Source organism: Tsuneonella dongtanensis, assembly GCF_001698205.1.
In the GTDB taxonomy this organism is placed as follows: domain Bacteria; phylum Pseudomonadota; class Alphaproteobacteria; order Sphingomonadales; family Sphingomonadaceae; genus Tsuneonella; species Tsuneonella dongtanensis.
Map to the genome: position 1 here is coordinate 810746 of NZ_CP016591.1, position 19365 is coordinate 830110.

The following is a 19365-nucleotide window of genomic DNA, read 5'->3' on the forward strand; positions in this document are numbered from 1 at the left end:
GTTCAAGCGTAATATCCGTGTAGCCCTTAGCGTTGGGGCCGCTTCCATCGCATTCGCCGCGGCTCCGACCGCCGCGCAAACCACCGACCCAGGGGGATCGGACCCCGCTGCGGCTTCCGATCAGGAAGAGGGTAGTATCATCGTCACCGGCATCCGCCGCAGCATTGAGACCGCCGCGGCGATCAAGCAGAATTCCGATGCCATTGTCGATTCGGTCGTGGCCGAGGACATCGGCAAACTGCCCGACATCACCGCGGTCGAATCGCTCGCGCGGATCACCGGCGTCCAGGTCAATTATGGCGAGGGTGGCGCCGACGGGACGCGCGTGCGCGGCCTCCCGGACCTGACGACGACCTACAACGGTCGCGAAATCTTCACTGCCCAGGGGCGCGCGGTGGCTTTGCAGGATTTTCCCACGAGTGGTGTGGCGCGTATCGATGTCTACAAATCGGCAACCGCGAACCTCGTTGAGCCTGGCATCGCCGGTTTGATCGATGTTCGCTCGCGTCGGCCGCTCGACTTCAGGGGCGACCGGATCGCCGGAGCCATAGGCGGCGCGCATTGGTACCAGTCTCAACGGTTGGGGATCGAAGCGAACGTGCTCGTCAGCAAGCGCTGGGAAACCGGCGTCGGCGACATGGGGCTGCTGGTCGAGGGATCCTATACCGACATCAACTTTCTCGATTCGCTGCGGATCAATGCGCTGAATGTCATTTCAAAGAACCAGCCCGGTCTCGGCACCATCTATTTTCCCGCCTTCGTCAACGTTAAATACCCCACCGCCGATCGTTGGCGGCCGGCTGTCAACTCGTCCTTCCAGTGGAAGCCGAACAGCGACCTCGAATTCTATGCCGACTTCCTGTTCCAGGGTTTCCGTGGGCGCGGCAACGGCAAGAACTTCCTCGTCAACTCGGGGGTGCAGGCGAACCTCAGCAACGTCGTGCTGTTACCCGACAGCAACCTCGTTCAGAGCATGACTGCCCAGGCCGGTGGCCAGACGAACGGCAACCGCTCCGTCATCACCGCCAAGACCGACACCTACCAGGCGGGCTCCGGGCTTATCTACACGAGCGGCCCGCTGCGTCTGTCGGGTGATGTCGCCTGGACGGATTCGACGTACACGCAAAAGAACATCAACTTCAATTACCAGATCAATCGGCCGATCCGCGACTTCACGTTCGACAGTGATGTCGGCGAGGGCGGCGGCGCGGTCCTGATCCAGGACATCGACCTGTTTGACCCGTCCAATTACTACATTACGGCGCTGCGCGAAAACGGCGATCGCAATCACGGGCGCGACCTGCAGGGGCGGCTCGATGCTTTTTACAGCCTTAGACGAGGACTCGACCAAACTTTCCGGACCTCAGCCCGTCGATCACGATCAATTCGCCAGGCGCGTCGTGCGACCCTACGGTGCCGAATGACGATGCATGTATTCGCCGCGCGAACGGCGGCAACCCTAACCTGGGGCCGGTCAACTCGACGAATTACGACGCCTCGCTCGATTGGTATTTTATGCGAGGCGGCAATGCGAGCGTCGCGCTGTTCCAACGCAATGTGAATGGCTTCATTTCCACTCTGACCAGCGATGTACCCGATGGGGAGTTCGGCACGCTTCGCCTCACACGGCCATTCAACAGCGGTCGAGGGCGCATCCGCGGGTTTGAGGCAGGATTCCGTACTTTCTTACGTGCGTCATTCCTGTCGGATTTCCTGGACAATTTCGGCGTGCTTGCAAACTATACGTATATCGATGCGACCAATGAATTACCGGCCTTGGCCGCGGGAGACCAACCCGGTCGCCAAGCCTTTACCAACGTGTCGAAGCACATCGCAAACGCCGCGGTTTTCTACGAAAACAAGGTGATGTCGCTGCGCGCGGCGTACAATTATCGTTCGAGCTTCGTATCCGAGTACTCGAGCACCAACGCGGACCCGGTTTTCCGTCCGCTGGTGGAGGACGGTCGCGGATCGCTTGATGTCAATGCCACGCTGAGCCCGGTCGAGAACATCACGCTCTACGCCAGCGCCACCAACATCCTGGGCGAGGCGGCACAGAATCGGCGTGCGTTCAACGACGCCGGCGACAGCTTCCCGTTCCAGACGCGCTTCCTCGAAAGCGTCTATCGACTGGGAGTACGGTTCCGCTTCTGATGGACGGGGAAAGGGTTGCAACGGGGGCGCCCCGGAGCCTTCGGGTTCCGGGGCGAACTTGTATCTCGTTGCCCGAGGTACCGTTCAGTTCGTTGGCGCGGCCACGGCTCCGTAATGTGCGACGAGCCGGTCGTATTCGGCGCGGGTGATCGGGATCATTCCTCCGTGGCGGTTCGCAGGCGCCATGGTCTGCTTATTAGCGAAGGTCTGCCACCACGGCCCCGCCATGCTGTCGGCGGTCTGCAGCGTGTAGCCCTGGCCGGTGTAGCGTTCGGCCCAGATGTACCAGCCGCTGCCGTCGGGGCGCGGCAGCAACTGCGGTGCTTCGTGGAAGTTCGGGCTGATCTTGCCAGAGGGCTTGCTCCACGGCCCGGTGGCGGTGGGACCATGGGCAAGTCGAATGGACTTGCCCGTCGGCACGTCCGAAGAGGGATGGCGCTCGTCCTTGAAGATAGCCCACCATTCGCCATCGGCCTTGCGCAGGATGGTGTCGATCGTCGCGACGTCGTCCCACGGGAAGAGCCGCCGCGCGGTGGTCCAGGTCTTGCGATCCTTCGACGTGGTGTAGAACGTCCGCATCGAAGACCAGAATTCCTCGTCGACTTCGCCCGGAGGCATCGCACGCTTTTTCCGGTTGGCCGAATGAAAGGTCATGATCCAGCGATTGCCGTCCGGGTCGTAGGTCATCTTCGGGGCACCGAACCAGTCGTCGCCGGGCATCACGCCGGGCAGCGCCGACAGGTCGTAGGAAAAGTCGCTCTCAAGCTGCCAGTCGATCAGGTCGGTCGAGCGCCAGATGCGGATGTGCGGCCCCGGCTCCATCCGGTTGCCGACGAGGTAGAATGCGCCGTCGGGTCCCCGCGTGATGTCGGCGTGGCCGCGATAGTCCGGCTTCACCCGCTTGCCGTCGTTGAGCTCGCTCCAATTCGCTCCGTCGATGCTGACCGCGTAATACAGACCGCCATAATCGGGCGTGGTCATATGCGCGAAGAGATAGGCTTCGGCTTTGGGTATCGGCGCGGCGGCCAAGGGCGGTGCCGCCTGTGCCGAAACGCAGCCGGGCAGGGCGCCCGCCAGGGCAAGCGCCGCGAAAATCGCGCGCGTCATTGGTTCTGCACCCGGCCTTTCTCGTCGCGCGGCACCCAGTTCTGGTCGCTGCCCGGCACCGGCGAGAGCCGCAGTAGCGTGGCTCCGTGCGAAGGCAGTGTCCGCGTGATCTCGCGCGTGGCGGTTCCCTCGTCCGTCCGGGTCCACAGGTTGCGGACTTTGTAGGCACCGCGAAGGTCCTCGTCGTCGAAGCGGAAGGTCACGGCCTTTTCCGCAGGGCCGAGGTTGAACAGCGCCACGAACCGGTCGTCGTTGGCCTCGTCATGCGAAATCCACACCGCGTAATACTTCGAAGTGTCGCTGCCGCCGCGTTCATCGTCGATGCGGACTACCTGATGCGGATCGCGTCCGTGCTGGTTGACGTAGAGAACCTCGTCGTTGCCGAAGAAGGTATCGACCGTCTCGCGCGGGGTGCTCAGCAGTTCGCTGCCGATCATCAAAGGTGAGCGGGCGATCGAGAACAGGCTCATCAGCGTGTAGTGCTCGTCGCGGCTGAACTTGCTCATCCGGTCGGGGCCGTGCGGTCGGTTGTCGAGCGATAAGTGGCCGAACGGGATCATGTCGGCATCGGGCCAGCGATGCTCGCCACCCCAGGCCGACCATTTGTCGAGCAACTGGAAACTGCGGGCGAGATGGTCCCACTCGTCCCAGAAATCGCCCGAGACGCGCCACATGTTGGCGTTGGCGTGCAAGTGGTCCGCGCGGCCGGTCGGCGCTTCGCCGCACGACAGGCTGAGCACCATCGGCCGTCCCGAATTATCTATGGCTTTTCGCATCATGGCGATCTCGCCGGCGGAATACCCGAAGTTGGGACCGCCGCAGTCGCCCATCATGTCGTCGGCCTTGATGTAGTCCACGCCCCACTCGGCATAGAGCTTGAAGATCGAATCGTAGTACGCCTGCGCCCCGTCCTGCCGCCAGTCGACGCCGAACATGTTGTTGAGCCACGCCGCATGGTCACCGACCTTGGCGATGTCCCGTGCGGTCGCCTTGCTGCCGAGAATGGGTGCGTTGCGATAATAGGCTTCGCGGTGGACGCCGCGCATGATGTGGATGCCGAACTTGAGGCCCTTCGAATGGACCCAGTCGGCCAGCGGCTTGAACCCCTTGCCCCCTGCGGCCGAAGGGAACCGTTCGACCGACGGCAGCAGGCGGCCGTACCGGTCCATCGTGACTTCGCGCTTGTCGAGCAGCGACCCGTCGGGCGCGAGGCGGACGTTCGGGTGACCGACCCGCCGCTCGAAGTTGCCGGGCACGTTGTGGCCGCCGGGAGTCGGGTTCCACCAGATGTAGTCGATGACCGCATAATCCCACCCGTGCGGCTTCAGGGTGTCGGCCATGAATTCCACGGTCTTGCGATATGTCGCCTCGTCGATCCGACTGTCCCACGCATCGAAGCTGTTCCAGCCCATCGGCGGGCGCGCCGCGACCTGCTCGATCAAGGTCGGTGGCGCGCTCGCCGGTGGTTTGGCCGCCGCGGCGCAGGCAGACAACGTCAGAGCGGCTAGGATTGCGATTGTCGTCTTCGGCATAAAGTCCCCTCCCGCTCAGCCGAGCGGCTTGTATCCCTGTTGCGGGTTGGTAACTGCCGGGATGTGCGCGCGCAGGCTGGCGCGCAGCGCGTCGTAGCGGGCTCCGTCCTTCGCCAGCAGGTTGGTGTATTCGTGGGGATCGGCCGAGAGGTCGTAGAGTTCCTCGCTGCCGTCGCGGTAACGGATGTAGTTCCAGTTCCTCCAGCGCACCCCGTTGTTGCCCTGCTGGTACGTCGTCACCACCGGTTGGTCCCAAGCGGACGCAGGCGCGCGCAGCAGCGACATCATGTCGTTGCCTTCGACGAAACCGGGGCGCTCGAACCCGAGCGCGCTCACCAGCGTCGGGTAGAGGTCGAGAAACGATACGGGCTTGCCGACCACTCCGCTCTCGCCTGGCAGGCGCATGACCAGGGTAGTGTGCCCCCCCAGGTCCCACAGCGTGAACTTTTCCCAGCGGTCCTTCTGGCCCACCTGAAAGCCATGATCGCCAAGCAGGACCACGATCGTATCCTTGGCGCGGCCCGATCGTTCGAGAGAATCGAGGATCTTGCCCACCGCCGCATCGGCAAAGCTGGTGCTGGCGTAGTAGCCCCGGATCGCCCGACGCCATTCGTCGGGCTGGCTGCGCAGCTTGCGGGTGAAGCTGGTCGACCAGTTCTTCTGCGCGAACTTTGGTACGTCGACCATGTCGTCGGCTCGCGTGTCAGGGTAGGGAACCTGGGCTTCGGGATAGAGGTCGAAGAATTCCTGCGGCGCCAGTTGAGGTGAGTGGGGCCGCGACAGGCCGCAGGCGAGGAAGAACGGCTGGTCGTGTCGCTGGCTCAGATAGTCAGCGCAATACCGCGCGGTCTGGAAATCGCCGGTCTCTTCCGCCTTCTGCGAGATCGGGCCCCAGATGCCGAACTTGCGGATGTACTCGCTAATCGGAACGCCTTCGTACTCGCCCGCGCCGTCGAGCCACTTGGCCCAGCCGTCCTTGTCGAGATAGTCCTCCATCCCGCCGGTTCCGGTGGCGACCTTCCCTTGGTTGTCCCAACTTTGCGGGTCCGAGACCGGGTCCGCCTCTCCTGAGCGCCCGCGCGGCTTGTGGAAGATCTTGCCCGCGGCGACCGCTTCATAGCCCTTGCCGCGGAGGAACTGGGGCAGGGTGATCCGGCTTTCGCCGCCCGGCTTTTCGCGGAAGTCGCCTTCGTTGAGGTACTGGCCATTCGTTTCCGGCCGCTGTCCGGTGAGAAGCGCCGTGCGCGACGGATTACAGGCCGGGACGACGGAGTAGGCCTGGTCGAACCGCGTGCCGCTCGCGGCCAGCCGGTCGATGTTCGGTGTCAATGCGTTGCCGCCATAAGCGGTGATGTCGGTGTTTAGATCGTCGAGCGCGATCAGCAGCACGTTGTAGCCGCGCCAGCCGCCATCGGGCGCGCCCGCGACGACTTTCGGCGCCGGAGCAACAGGGATGGAGGACGGCGGCGCACTCGCGGCTGCGCATCCGCAGAGGGCGAGCGCGAACGTCCCTGTCAGGGCGGCCCTCACTGCAGCCCCGCTTCGTTCGAACCCATGACCGGGTACTTGCGCATCCACGCGTCGAATTCCGAACCGCGTCCCATTGCGCGAGGGTCTTCCCGCCGCACCAGTTCGCGCTGCAACCGGGCCGAAAGCTCCTTGCGGACCGCAGCATACTTGGGATCGGCGGCGAGGTTGACGTACTCGGTCTTCCCGTCGCGCACCGCGTAGAGTTCCTCGGCGGGCCTCTTGCCGAAGGCGCGGTCGTACCACTGGGCCAGGCGCGCGCGGTCCTTGACGATCAGCGTCTTGGTCGGACCGCCATCGACGTCGCCGAACCCTCCGGTCGGGTCGTCCTCCGGCCAGACGTCACTTTGCGGATTGCCCGCCGGATAGGCGTCGGGCGTGTAATTGCGGACGAAGAGCCATTCGGCAGTGCGCAAAGCGCGGCTCGGATAGCCGGCACCGTCGGGTCGCCCGCCGGGAAAGTGCCGCTCCATGCCCATCACCGCCTCGTCGCGCAGGGTCTGGACCTGCCCGCGCAGCATGGGCAGCAGGTCGTGTCCGTTCATTTCCGTCGGGATCGGCAGCCCTGCCGCCGCCATGATGGTCGGGCCGAAATCGGGCATCTGGACGAACTGCGCGCTACGTCGGCCACCCGCGAATCCGGCAGGCCAGGCTATGGCCATCGGCATGTGCGCGCCCGAAGCGTAAAGCATGCCCTTGGCGCGTGGGAACGGCATGCCGTTATCGGAGGTGAATACGATCAGCGTGTTCGACAGCTCGCCGCGCTTCTCGAGCGTGTCGAGAATCTCGCCGAGTTCCCCGTCGGCCCACTCGATCTCGTAGGCATAGTCGGCCACGTCGCCGCGCGCCGCGGGTTCGTCAGGCACATAATCGGGGACCTCGCCGGGCTCGACCACCTTGCCGTTCAGCTTGCCGACGCCCTCGAAGTAGGGCCGGTGGGGCTCGTTGATGCCTACCCAGAACAGAAAGGGCTTGTCGCCGGCACCCTTCAGGAAGTCGTCGAAATTGGCCGAATAATCGACCTTCGAGACCTTGCTTCCCGGCTGCGCGATGCGATGCGCGTTGAAACCGGGTCCGGTCGGCGATTCGGTGCGGCCGGCGACCTTGTAGTTGCCCGGCGCCCAGCCCTTGCCGGTGAAGCCCGTGGCGTATCCGGCACGAGCCAGGTGATCGAACACCGTCTCGGTCCCTGCCTGCCAGATCGTGTGATTCATCGCGGCAGGTCCGAGCCGCCAGAAATCCTGCCCGGTAATCAGGGACGCGCGCGACGGTCCGCAACTCGGCGCCGAGACCCAGCCATTGTCGAGCAGCACGCCGGAGCGCGCGATCCGGTCGAATGCAGGCGTGTCCACCAGGTCGGAACCGTAAGCCGACGCATGCGGCCAGCTCTGGTCGTCGGTCATCACGATGAGGATATTGGGGCGATCGGCTGAAGGCGCACCTTTACCCAAGCGAGGTGTGCCGGTGCACCCGGCCAATGCGATCGCGGCCAGCACGGCCAATCCGGACAAGCGCACCCTTCTCTCCCGCTCGCGGCGCGTTTGTCACGCCTCCGTTTGCATACTCATATTATTTGCCATACAAATGGTCAACCGGGAGAGGTATATGCGGTACGGGTTTCTGGCGGCGATGCTGATGGGCGCGACGACAGCGTCGGCGCAGCCACAGCAGGCGGACAAGGCCAACGTAAATCGGGAACCCTATCCGCTGGGCAATCCGGTCGTTACCCACATGTACACTGCCGACGCCGCCCCGCACGTCATGCCCGATGGCAAGGTATGGATGGTGACTTCGGTCGATAGCGAAGCGGGTGGCGGTTATTCGACGATGGCCGCGTACCACGCGTTTTCTTCTTCCGACATGAGGCATTGGACGGATAACGGCGCGGTGCTGACCGTCGATCAGGTGAGGCCAGCCGACACATCAGGTCGCCGTTACGCGCTGTGGGCGCCCGACATCATCTATCGGAATGGGCGGTACTATCTGTACTATCCAGTTTGGAGCGGCTTTCCCGGCTCATCACCCGAAGAACGCAAGGTCGAAAGCTGGATCGGCGTCGCGGTCGCAGACAGTCCCGCCGGGCCGTTTCGCGTTGCCGTTCCGCGGCTCGAGGGTACTCGCGGCATCGATCCGGCGGTATTCGTCGACGACGACGGGACGGCCTATCTGTTCTGGGGCAGCCGCATGGCCGCGCGCCTGTCCGACGACATGCTGTCGCTGGCGGATGAGCCGCGCAAGATAGACGTCGGGACGGACCGTTTCATGGAGGCGAGCTGGCTGCACAAGCGCGACGGTCGCTATTACTTTTCGCACCACAGTACCTATGACCATTTCCGCAAGATCGACGCCGCGAACGCGCTCGATCCGGAGCGACGTCAGTCCGAACTATGGTGGAGCGTGGGCGATTCGCCGCTGGGGCCCTTCCGCCACGGCGGCGTGCTCAATTACGAACCCGGCGCCGGAGTAGCGGGAGGACCGCGTAGCTCCGACGGCGATTATCCACCTTGGCGGCTGACCCTTTCGAACCATGGGGGGATCGTGGAGTTCCACGGGCAGGACTACCTGTTCTACCACACCTCCGCCCTGTCCTCGTGGCGGCAGGATCGCTTTCAGGGCGCGGGTACATGGACGCAGCGATCCGTCGCGATCGACCGTATCGATTACGACACGGACGGGGCGCCGCTGCCGGTCGTGCAGACCGTGGAAAGCGTCCCCGCGGTGGAGGTCAATCAACCATCCGAGCGGGTCCTCGACCGCCGCTGCCGCACGGTCCGCGGTTCGCGCACCGTTGCGCTCGGTCCAGTCGACCTCGGCAGTGGTTACTACTATTTCGACACGAAGGTTTTGTGGCGCGGGAGCGCCTTCCGGCTCGGACTGCGCGCCGATCGTCCCGACGGTCCGCTTATCGGAACGCCCACCGTGCGATGGCAGGATCGGGCGTCGGGAAAGAGTATTGCCGAGACCTTCCTGCGCGGGGCCAGCGGAACCCGCGCCCTTTTCGTCGAAATCGAACAACCAGCAAGCGCCCGCATGACCCTTTGCCGTCCGCGCGTTTTCGCGGGGTCCCCGCGGAGCGGGGCCCATGACTGACGGGTCGCCACAAATCGCTCGCCGCGATCTGATGCGCGGTGCGAGCGCGGCCATGGTGACGCTCGCATATGCCGGTAAAGCCCACGCGATAGCGCCGAGCGCGCCGCCTTTCGCAACCCGCTTCGCCCCCGCGCTGAACGCCTTTCGCGAACTGGGCGGCCCCGATATTCCCGGACGGCTCCAATGGATGAAAGCGCACGGGTTTCGCGCGATCGAAGACAATCCGTGTCGTCGCCGCCCCGTCGCCGAACAAGAGCTGATCGGCCAAACGCTCGCCGACCTTGGGATGGAGATGGGCGTCTTCGTCGCCGGTCGCTGGGCGGGGGAACATCGCGGCGAAGGGCCCGACGTGCCGCCGCTGACCGGGGGCGGCGAGGACGCCATGAAGGCCTTCGTCACAGGTATCCGCGAAAGCCTGCCTGTTGCCGCGCGTACCGGGGCCAAGCGGATGACGGTCTTCCCGGGAGTCAAGTCGCCGCAGTTGTCTCACGACCGCCAGATGGCAAACGTCATCGAGGGGATGAAGCGCGCCGCCGACGTCTGCGCGGCGGCGGACGTGACGATGGTGCTCGAGCCGCTCAACACGCGCGTTGCCTATTCATTGTCGTTCATGACCTCGCCCGACGAGGCTTATGCGATCTGCAAGGCGGTCGGCAGTCCGGCGTGCAAGATCCTTTTCGATTTCTGGCACGTGCAGATCGAGCACGGCCACCTTCTGGCCACTCTCGACAGCGTGTGGGACGAGGTCGGATACGTTCAGTACGGCGACAATCCCGGTCGCAAGGAGCCGGGAACGGGCGAGATCAATTACGCCACGATCACCCGGCATCTCTGGTCCAAGGGGTATCGCGGAATCATCGGCATGGAGCACGGCCAGTCGATCCCCGGCGCCGAGGGTGAGCGGGCCGTGATCGCCGCATACGCAGCGCTGGATGACGAGGCTAGGAAATGAGTATCGTTCGGCTGACCGCGACGACTTTCGCTGCCTCAGTAACGCTCTCTGCCGCGATTGCCGCCGCGCAGGAAACCGGACGACCGGGCTTCACCGATACGCCCATGCTTCCGGGTGGCGAATGGCACGTTCACGATCCGGCTCGTCCCTACCCGGAGCGGATAATGCCTGGGTCCACCGATGCTGCGCCGCCTTCGGATGCGAAGGTCCTGTTCGACGGTAGTGGCTTGGGCTCATGGGAAATGCTCGATGGCGGGCCCATCGATTGGCAGATAGACGAAGGCGTTCTCACCGTCACCCCGAGCGCCGAGCGCAAAGGCTTCCACGCGCTGCGCACCCGGGAAGGGTTCGGCGACATCCAACTCCATGTCGAATACCGCACTCCTGTCGGCGCGACCGGCGAAGGGCAAAAGCGCGGGAACAGCGGCATATACGTGATGTGTCTCTATGAGGTGCAGATTCTGGATTCCCACGCCGTCGATACATATGCCGACGGTCAAGCCGGTGCGATCTATGGCCAGTATCCCCCGCTCGTGCAGGCGAGTCGGCCGGCAGGAGCATGGCAAAGCTTCGACATCGTTTTCGAAGCACCCCGACGCGAGGAGGACGGTGTGCTGTTGGAGCCCGCCTACATGACAGTGCTCCACAACGGGGTGCTGGTGCAGAACCGTCGCGCCCTGCTCGGCCCCACGGTCTGGCGCCAGTTGGCGACATACGACGAGCCGCACGCGGATCGCCTGCCGCTGTGCCTTCAGGATCACGACGACCCCGTGCAGTTTCGAAACGTTTGGCTTCGCGAGATCGACTAGCTGAAGCCGCGGGTGTCGGTCTCGTCTTGCAGTGCCGGCACGGCGTTGCGGGCGATGACGATGTCCGCGTCGGCGGCCGCCTGCAGCTTCGTCCACGACACTGCGAAATGCGAAGGCAGCGGGACCGGGTCGACGTTGTAGCGGTGGACCGCCTCGGCCAGTTTCGCCCAGGCTTGCGAGGCGGCGGTGAGCCGCATGATCGCCTCGTCCTGGAAGTTGACCTTGCCGGTCTTGCGGAACCGGACCAGCGCGACCGCGCCGGCGAGCTGGTGGCCGAAATGGCGACCGTGCCAGCTCCATGCCTCGAGATCGGCGAGCTCAGGCTCGAGAAGTTTCGGCGTAACTCCGTGAACCGCCCGCACTTTCTCTACCAGCCCCATGATCCGATCTGCCCGCCGGTCGAGCGCGGCGGCGAATTGCAAAGGGGTCTGCCGGGTGCCGCCAACGGGCTCTCCCGCCTCGACCCATTCGCGCGCACCCCACAAGGAATCGGTGTCGAGGACGGGGCGATTGATCAATCTGTCGACCGAAATGAATTCGACGTCGGGCCTGTTTTCGAACCAGCTGAAGTGACCCTCGGTGTAGAGCGAGGGGTCGTTGGTGCCCTTGTAATAGCGCGCGAAATCGAGCGGCATGCGGCTGGCGAGCCGCCAGGCGTCGAACAGGTCCTGCGCGCGGGCCGCGCCGAAGCGTTCGGCGAACATGTCGATGAATACATGAATCGGGGTGTTCGGATCGTATAACAGGCGCCCCCAGACCGCATAGAACAACCACTGCCGCTCGAACGCCCAGCGCCAGTCCTTCGGTACACCCGGTTTCGTGAAATAATCGGTCGCGGGAATGTACGCCTCTGACCCGACGATGTAACCTCCGACGTATTCTGGCGTGTTGCGCGCGATGTGTTCGCGCACGAAGTCCGGATCGCCCCACCTGAGCGTGAAAAAATCCTCGTTCCGGATCGTCCAGAGCACGTCGTGACCGGTCGGCGGCGGGTTCCAGTAGGCGTCGGACAGTTCGCCACCGTGGACGTGATAGAGCTTGGTCGCGCTATGCCCGTGCGACCAGTTGAACTTGCAGCTGACGTGCACCGGCCGGACGACGTTCTCGAGCCGCTCGATCTGCGCGCGGGTGGCGCGATCGTTGTCGATGCTGGTCGACCCGCCCGACTTGGTGTCGGCCGACAGCGGCGCACGGTAGAGGAACTCGATCGGCCGCGGCGCGGCGGCGATCGCGGCGAAGAACGTCTCGTCGAGCCACTGGCGCCGTTCCTCGGCGGTCTGCCCGCCCATCCGCTCGCCGAGCGTTATGCCGAGCCCGGTGAGGTCCGGGTATTCGGCGATCGTCCGCCCGACAACCTCGCGAGTGTAGTCCTTGACCAGCTCGCTGTCGGTGCCGGGGCCGAAGTGCGACCAGTCGATCGACCACTTCGCCACGTCGTGCGCCTCGGCGAATTGCGGCGACACGAAGGTGTTCCAGTTGACGAGGAACGTGCGAATCCCGCGCACCTTCGCCTCGCCGAACAGCTCGGTCCAGAAGCCGTGCCAGTCGGCCATCTCACCATCGGAGAAGGGCGAGGCCTCGGGGTACTTCGCGGTCTTCACCAGATAGTGGAACGGGTGCAGGCTCCACAGCGTCAGCGCGTTGAAACCGTTGTCCGCCATCATCGACAGGAACGCGCGCCAGTAGGCTGGGTCGCGGATCGTCGCGTCGTGCAGCGACAGCGAGCCGCCTTTGCGATAGCTCATGTACGGCAGGTTGAACTTGATCGCCCGCAGCGGGACGGCGGGTTCAGCAGGAGCTTGCGGGCTCGGCGCGGGCACCGTCGCACACCCCGGCACCAGCCCGAGCGCGGTTCCGGCCCCGGCGCCACCCAGAACCTCGCGGCGCCGCATCGTCATTTGACCTTCGCGACGCCATCCCTAGTCTGCACGATCGGGCGGATCGTGCCGTCGGGGTCGAAGTACATGTATTCGACCGCGACGTTGCGGCGATTGCCGCGACCGGGAAAACCATAGGGGCTGGTGAAGTTGCCCCAGTGGTAAAAGTAATACCACCGGCCCTTGAACTCGACCATCGAGTGATGGTCCTGCGCCCCTTCGGGCTTGGCATTGATCGCGCCCTTGAACTCGAACGGGCCGTAGGGGCTCTTGCCCATGGCGTAGTAGCCCTGGTTCTCGCGGTCCTCGAAGTCGGTGTAGCTGTAGTAATAGACGCCGTTCCGCTTCGCCATGTAGGCGCCTTCGCGAAAATTCTCGGCCCCGTAGTTTATGTCGTACGGCGCTTCGGCCAGGCTCAGCATGTCGTCGCTGAGCCGCGCGACCTTGTGGATGCCGAAATAGAGGTACGCCTTGCCGTCGTCGTCGATGAAGCACATCGGGTCGATGCCCGACGTGCCCGGTATCGGACGGCCGCTTTCCTTGAACGGTCCCCACGGATTGTCGCCGGTGGCGACCCCGATGACCCAGTTCTTCCGCATGTCCTTGATCGGGAAATAGAGGAAGTACTTGCCGTTCTTGCGGCAGGCACCGGGCGCCCACAGGAACTTGCCGCTGTCGGTGGACCACGGCACCATGTCGGCGTTGAAGATTTCGCCATGGTCGGTCCAGTCGACCATGTTCGCGCTGGAGATCAGGTGCGTGCCGTCCATCGCGGCATAGCCGCGCTCGCCTTCGGGCGGGTCGTGATCCTGGCTGGTGTAGACCCAGACCCGCCCGTCCCACACGTGCGCGTCGGGATCGGCGCCGCGATAGGTTTCGACGATCGGGTTGCCGGGGGTCGGGTTGGGATTGGGCCAGCTGCCGTCAGGCAGGCGTTGGAGGAACGGCTCCTTTGCCGCGGGCGCGGCGCTGTCCAGCGGCAGGCGTTCCATCGTGGTGGTTTCCGCGCCCCCGCCGCGCATATTGTTGCCGCTGGCGGTCCACAGGTAGCCGCCCCACGCGATCAGCCCGGTGCCGTGGCGTTCCTGCACCAGCGCGGTCGCCGTCTCCCAGGGGCGGAAATCGCCGGCCAGGGTTTCGGTTTCGGCCAGCGCGCGCGGGCGTTCGCCGCTCTCTCCGCCGACCAGCCAGAACTTGCGGTCGGCGAAGGCGCCCATCGCCCCGGCGCGCTGGGTGATCAGCCGCTGCGGCAGCACGGTCCAACTGTCGGCAGCCAGGTCGAAGCGATCGACTTCGGCCACGGTCCGGTGGAAGGTATCGGGATCGGGGCCGGTTATGCGCCCGCCATAGGCATAGATCGCGTTGCCGTCGGTCACCGCCTGGAAATGGTCGCGAAAGTGCGGCACGTCCTTGAGAACGGTCCACGCCTTCGTGGCGAAATCGTAGCGATCGGCCCAGCGCACCTGCCCGCCGAGGTGACCCTTCGTCGCGCCCGCGATCAGGTAGAGCGAACGTCCGACGACGACCGCTCCGGCCGCGCCGCGCACGCGGCCTTCGGGCAGTTTCGGACCCAGGCTCCAGCGATCTGTGGTGGGGTCGTAAACGTGCACCGTATCGACCGGGGTCTCGTTGGGGAATTTCCCGGTAAACGCACCCACCACCCAGATCTTGCCGTCGTGCACGACCGGCTGGAAATGGTTGAGCTCGATCGGCGGCGGCGACCCTTGCTTCCACACGTTCGCCCTGGGGTCGTAGATGCTGACCGGCCGGATGCCGCGCCCGCCGAGAAGGTAGAACTTGTCACCCACCGCCACGAAGCCCGCCTCGTGCCGGGCGACAGGTTGCGAGCCATCGGCGCTTTCGACCGTCTGCCACTGCGCCGCGAGAGGGGCGGCGAGTACCAGCGCGATGGCGCTGAACGCGCCGCGGATCGCCCCCTTGCGCATCGTCAGTAGTCCCCGCGCCGCTCGCCCGCTTCGACCGGAGGCGCGCTGCGGCGCCGCTCCTCGCGGGCCTTCTTGCGCCTTTCGAGCTCTTCGGGGCTCACCGGCTTGCGGCCTTTCCTGCCACCGGCTCCGGCGCCGTCGCCGGCGGCACCCTGCGCCTGCGCCGGCTTCAGCGGCTCGCGCGCAGAAAAGTCCTTGGTCGCGGCGCGGAACTGGGCCGCGACCTTGGCATAGGCCGGGTCGGCGATCAGGTTTTTCCACTCATTGGGGTCGGCCTTCTCGTCGTAGAGCTCCTCCGAGCCGTCCTTGTAGAAGGTGTAGCGCCAGCGGTCGCCGCGCAGCGAGCTGCCGAAGTCCATCGAGGTGAGGACGTATTCGCGCTCGAGCTTTGCGGTATCCGCATTCTCGAGCACGGGCACCAGGCTCTTGCCGTAGATGTCCTGCGGGTCGGGCAGGCCGGCCAGCGCATCCATCGTCGGGAAAATGTCGAGAAGAGAGACCGGCTGGCCGAAGCGCTTGCCGTCGTCCTGCTTGCCCGGCAGCGCGATCACCATCGGGATGCGGCCCGACCGCTCCCACAGGGTGACCTTGCGCCAGGCGTCCTTCTCGCCGAGGTGCCAGCCGTGGTCGCTCCACAGCACAATTACCGTGTTGTCGGCGTACTTGCTCGTCTCGAGCGCATCGAGCAGACGACCGAGCTGGTCGTCGACGAAATTGATGCTGGCGAGATAGGCGCGGATCGCCTCGTGCCACTTGGCCTCGCCGTTCTCGGTGATGATCTCCTGCTCGCGGGTGCCGTGGTTCGCCGCCCAGCCAGTCAGGTCGTCCTTGTCGGTCTTGAGGTAGGGCGGCAGCGCGGGGTTGGCGTTGATCCGGTCCCAGTTCGCGCGCGGCATGTACCAGGTGAGATGCGGCAACTGGTACCCGATCGCCAGCACGAATGGCGCGTCGTGATCTTTTTGCAGGAAGTCGATGCCGAAGCTCGACATCTTGTATTCCATGAAATCCGACGCCGGGGCATCGACCGGGCCCCAGTCGAATGCCGGCAGGAACTTGGTCAGCTTGGGCAGGCCGTTCAGCGGCAGCTTGTCTGCGGCTGGCTTGGGATGGCCGCCGGCCTTGAAATACTGGTCCCACCGCTGGTGCACGTTGTCGGGGTTGTGGAACAGCTTGCCCGTGCCGGCGACGTGGTAGCCGGCGTCGTCGAAGTGTTCGAACAGCGTCTTCCGGTTCGGCATGTACTTGCGCAGCGGTTGCTGATTGTTGCCGTAGATGCCGGTGCGCGACGGGTGTACGCCGGTCAGCAGCGCGATGCGCGACGGATTGCACACGGTCGCCGCCGTTTGCGCATTGTCGAACCGCACGCCCTTGGCGGCGAGCCGCGCGAAGTTGGGTGTGATCGTATCGGGGTGACCGGGCTCGAACGGCTTCACCCAGTCGTTCAGATCGTCGACCGCGATGAACAGGAAATTGGGTTTGCCGGTTTGCGGCCGGTCGGGCTTGCCGGGGATCGGTTGTCCGCGCTCGCCGGCGGGAACCGCGTCGTCGTCTTCCTGGGCTATGGCGGGCTGCGCCAATGCGGTCAGGGCAAGCAGTGTCGCTCCCCACGCGGCTCGAATGGTCGTCAATCTCGCTCTCCCGTTGGCGACTCGAAAAACGGTCACCGGGGTTCACAAGTATTATTTATGTGATAAATAGGCAAGCGAGACGAGACCCGGCGTACGGGCGCGAAAAGAGAGGGATGCATGGCACTTCATCGAAAATTCCTGGCTGCGGTGGTTGCCGCGGCGGGTTTCCTCGTGGCCACCGGCGCGCACGCACAGGCAACCGCACCGAAGAAGCAGCCGAACATCATCTTCATCATGGCCGACGATCTCGGCTATGGCGATATCGCCGCGTTCGACACCACCGAGATCGAGACGCCGAACCTTTCGCGCATGGCGGCCGAAGGGACGAAGTTCACCCAGTTCTATTCTGGCTCGACCGTCTGCGCGCCGTCGCGCAGCGTGCTGATGACCGGCTATCACGTCGGCCACACGCGCGTGCGCGGCAACGCGGGCAAGGATACCCAGACGCTGAAGAAGGGCGACTGGACCGTCGCGAAGATCCTGCACGACGCCGGCTACCAGACCGCGCTGGTGGGCAAGTGGGGCCTCGGCGACCAGGGGAACGAGGGGCAGCCGACCGACCACGGGTTCGACTATTTCTACGGCTTCCTGAACCAGGTCCACGCGCACAATCACTACCCGGACTTTATCTGGCGCAACAAGACCAGGGTCCCGCTCGACAACGTCGTTCAGCTCGCTCCCGAAGCCTACATGGACTTCCATGGCGGCGTCGCGCGACCGAAGGACCGCAAGACCTACATCGAGGATGAGTTCCGGCGCGAGGCTCTGCAGTACATCGACAAGGCGGCGGCAAACGGAAAGCCGTTCTTCCTCTATTACGCGCTGATCAGCCCGCACGCGAACAACGAGGCGGAGAAGGTCGACTGGGCGCACGGACTAGAGGTACCGACGAACGACCGCTACGCGCAAAAGCCGTGGCCGGAGGAATCGAAGGGCTATGCCGCGATGGTCGGGCATATCGACCATAGCGTGGGGCTCGTGATGGACCGTCTGCGCGACCTCGGCATCGCGGACGATACGATCGTCATATTCACTTCCGACAACGGCACCCATGCCGAGGGGGGCTACGATCCCGAGTTCCTCGATTCGAACGGCCCCTTCCGCGGCATCAAGCGCGACATGTTCGAAGGCGGCATCCACCAGCCGACGATCGCCTGGGGGCCGGGCACCGTGCCGAACGGCAAGACCAGCGAACACATCGGCTACTTCGCCGACATCTGGCCGACTTTCGCCGAGCTGGCGGGCGTCGACGCGGCGAAGCTGCCGGGCGGCGCGCGCGACGGGGTCAGCATGGTCCCATCGCTGACCGGGCGCGGGACGCAGAAGGACCACGACTATCTCTACTGGGAATTCTACGAGCACGGCTCGGCGCAGGCGCTGCGGATGGGCAAGTGGAAGGCGGTGCGCGTGCCGATGTTGACCGGCCCGATCCAGCTCTACGACCTCTCCAACGACACCGGCGAGACCCGCGATCTCGCCACGCAGCACCCCGACATCGTCAAGCGGGTCATCGACCTGATGGCCAAGGAACACGTTCCCGATCCCAACTGGAAACCGCAACTGGAAGCCGCCGGCAGGCTCTAGGCCGGGGCAGGGGCCGGGGTCGGCAAAATGCGCCTTCGCAGGGTCCTGACGGGCGCGGTCGCGGCGCTGTTCCTGGAGGCCGGGCCTTCTGGGCCGGGGAGCGGGCAAGTGAAGGCGCTCGCATATCTCTGTCCACTCGCCTTCGCCGGTGCGGCGCTCGCGGCGCACGCGGCACCCCCGGCGGAGGGTGCGGTACCGGTGTCCCTTCCTGCCGGCGACCTGGCGGACGGGACCTTCCGCAATCCTGTGCTCGTCGGCGCGCAGGGCGATGTGTCGGTCGTCCGCGACGGGGAAGACTTCTACGCGACCTTCGGCAAGACGCTCGACGTCTGGCATTCGCGCGACCTGGTGAACTGGGAGAAGATCGCGACGCCGAACCTGCGCGGTCTCGGCAGTCCGTGGGCACCCGACATCGTGAAGCACGCCGGCACCTGGTATATCTACACCACGCTCGTCGACCGCTCCCGTCCGTCGGGACAGCAGTTCATGAACGTCGTGATCACCGCACCGAGGCCCGAAGGACCGTGGAGCGAGCCGGTCGATCTCGATCGCTACAATCCGATCGATCCGGGCCACGCCACCGACGCTTCCGGCAAGCGGTACATCATGTACAGCGCCGGCCGGCTGATGCCGCTCACCGACGATGGCAAGGCGCTTGTCGGCGACATCCCGGAACGTCTGTCAACCTATGTCGGGTGGCCCTATCCCGCCGACTGGCAGGTCGAATGCTTCTGCCTCGAGGCGCCCAAACTGCTCTGGCACGATGGATGGCTCCACATGCTGTCGGCGCAAGGTGGTACTGCCGGTCCGCCGACCGCGCACATGGCGATCAGCGCCCGCGCGCGCGACGTTCACGGCCCGTGGCAGAATAATCCGCACAACGCGCTGGTCCACGGCATTTCCCGGACGGGACGGTTTGTGCGGATGGGGCACGGGCAACTCGTCGACGACGCGAACGGCGACTGGTGGATGCTCTTCACGGGTTACAATCCGGCGATCGGGCCCGGCAAGATGCTGCTCGTGCTGCCCATCGCCTGGGACGCGGACGGCTGGCCGATGATCAAGCCGGGCGCCGACGTCGAAAACGTCATGGCCAAGCCCGCCGGGACCGCCGTACCGCATCAGGGCTCGCGCGCAACGATTGCATCAGGGGAATAGG

General features: G+C 65.0%; 14 protein-coding genes. 7 read left to right on the plus strand and 7 right to left on the minus strand.

The genetic code is table 11. The features are described from left to right. Positions 1–181 precede the first annotated feature (181 nt). On the plus strand, positions 182–1561 hold the full coding sequence (locus A6F68_RS03995; protein ID WP_257784468.1) for a TonB-dependent receptor plug domain-containing protein: 1380 nt from the start codon (positions 182–184) through the stop codon (positions 1559–1561). Further along, entirely contained in the window at positions 1465–2154 is a 690-nt protein-coding gene (locus A6F68_RS15320; RefSeq protein ID WP_232308239.1) for a TonB-dependent receptor domain-containing protein, read from the plus strand. Before A6F68_RS03995 ends, A6F68_RS15320 begins: the two co-directional genes overlap by 97 nt. 84 nt (positions 2155–2238) lie before the next feature. On the opposite strand, the gene A6F68_RS04005 is transcribed toward A6F68_RS15320, so the two are convergent. The 4 genes from A6F68_RS04005 to A6F68_RS04020 are packed head-to-tail and all read right to left on the minus strand — an operon-like array spanning position 2239 to position 7837. Then, complete coding sequence (locus A6F68_RS04005) at positions 2239–3261, minus strand: family 43 glycosylhydrolase (RefSeq protein WP_067676637.1); 1023 nt, start codon at positions 3259–3261, stop codon at positions 2239–2241. Then, positions 3258–4793: an alpha-galactosidase gene (locus A6F68_RS04010; protein ID WP_084001609.1), complete on the minus strand. Its 1536-nt coding sequence runs from the start codon at positions 4791–4793 to the stop codon at positions 3258–3260. The genes A6F68_RS04005 and A6F68_RS04010 overlap by 4 nt, the downstream gene beginning before the upstream one ends. Before the next feature lie 15 nt (positions 4794–4808). Continuing rightward, on the minus strand, positions 4809–6323 hold the full coding sequence (locus A6F68_RS04015) for a sulfatase (protein ID WP_067676643.1): 1515 nt from the start codon (positions 6321–6323) through the stop codon (positions 4809–4811). Continuing rightward, positions 6320–7837 carry a sulfatase family protein gene (locus tag A6F68_RS04020; RefSeq protein ID WP_335673624.1) on the minus strand — a complete coding sequence of 506 codons (1518 nt, stop codon included), beginning with the start codon at positions 7835–7837 and terminating at the stop codon, positions 6320–6322. The genes A6F68_RS04015 and A6F68_RS04020 overlap by 4 nt, the downstream gene beginning before the upstream one ends. An 88-nt stretch (positions 7838–7925) precedes the next feature. On the opposite strand from A6F68_RS04020, the gene A6F68_RS04025 reads away from it, so the two are divergent. From A6F68_RS04025 to A6F68_RS04035, 3 genes are read left to right on the plus strand one after another with little or no spacing between them, the layout of a single operon-like run. Further along, positions 7926–9410: a family 43 glycosylhydrolase gene (locus A6F68_RS04025; RefSeq protein WP_067676649.1), complete on the plus strand. Its 1485-nt coding sequence runs from the start codon at positions 7926–7928 to the stop codon at positions 9408–9410. Next, the gene (locus A6F68_RS04030) at positions 9403–10362 is read left to right on the plus strand and encodes a hydroxypyruvate isomerase family protein (RefSeq protein WP_067676653.1); all 960 of its coding nucleotides are present in this window, start codon (positions 9403–9405) and stop codon (positions 10360–10362) included. The genes A6F68_RS04025 and A6F68_RS04030 overlap by 8 nt, the downstream gene beginning before the upstream one ends. Next, a complete protein-coding gene (locus tag A6F68_RS04035; protein WP_067676656.1) occupies positions 10359–11171 on the plus strand; it encodes a 3-keto-disaccharide hydrolase in 813 nt (270 codons plus the stop codon). Before A6F68_RS04030 ends, A6F68_RS04035 begins: the two co-directional genes overlap by 4 nt. On the opposite strand, the gene A6F68_RS04040 is transcribed toward A6F68_RS04035, so the two are convergent. Genes A6F68_RS04040 through A6F68_RS04050 form a run of 3 tightly spaced genes read right to left on the minus strand, consistent with a single transcriptional unit; the run spans position 11168 to position 16622 of the window. After that, a complete protein-coding gene (locus A6F68_RS04040; RefSeq protein WP_067676659.1) occupies positions 11168–13069 on the minus strand; it encodes a hypothetical protein in 1902 nt (633 codons plus the stop codon). The genes A6F68_RS04035 and A6F68_RS04040 overlap by 4 nt on opposite strands. After that, positions 13066–14994, minus strand: a complete 1929-nt coding sequence (locus A6F68_RS04045; RefSeq protein WP_067676662.1) for a family 43 glycosylhydrolase — start codon at positions 14992–14994, stop codon at positions 13066–13068. Before A6F68_RS04045 ends, A6F68_RS04040 begins: the two co-directional genes overlap by 4 nt. Before the next feature lie 2 nt (positions 14995–14996). Next, on the minus strand, positions 14997–16622 hold the full coding sequence (locus A6F68_RS04050; RefSeq protein WP_198152665.1) for a sulfatase: 1626 nt from the start codon (positions 16620–16622) through the stop codon (positions 14997–14999). Between the two features lie 117 nt (positions 16623–16739). Here A6F68_RS04050 and A6F68_RS04055 point away from each other — a divergent pair, with 117 nt between their 5' ends. Both A6F68_RS04055 and A6F68_RS04060 read left to right on the plus strand, forming a co-directional pair. Further along, the gene (locus A6F68_RS04055) at positions 16740–18206 is read left to right on the plus strand and encodes an arylsulfatase (protein ID WP_067676668.1); all 1467 of its coding nucleotides are present in this window, start codon (positions 16740–16742) and stop codon (positions 18204–18206) included. A gap of 27 nt (positions 18207–18233) precedes the next feature. Further along, a complete protein-coding gene (locus A6F68_RS04060) occupies positions 18234–19364 on the plus strand; it encodes a family 43 glycosylhydrolase (protein ID WP_067676671.1) in 1131 nt (376 codons plus the stop codon). Position 19365: the final 1 nt, after the last annotated feature.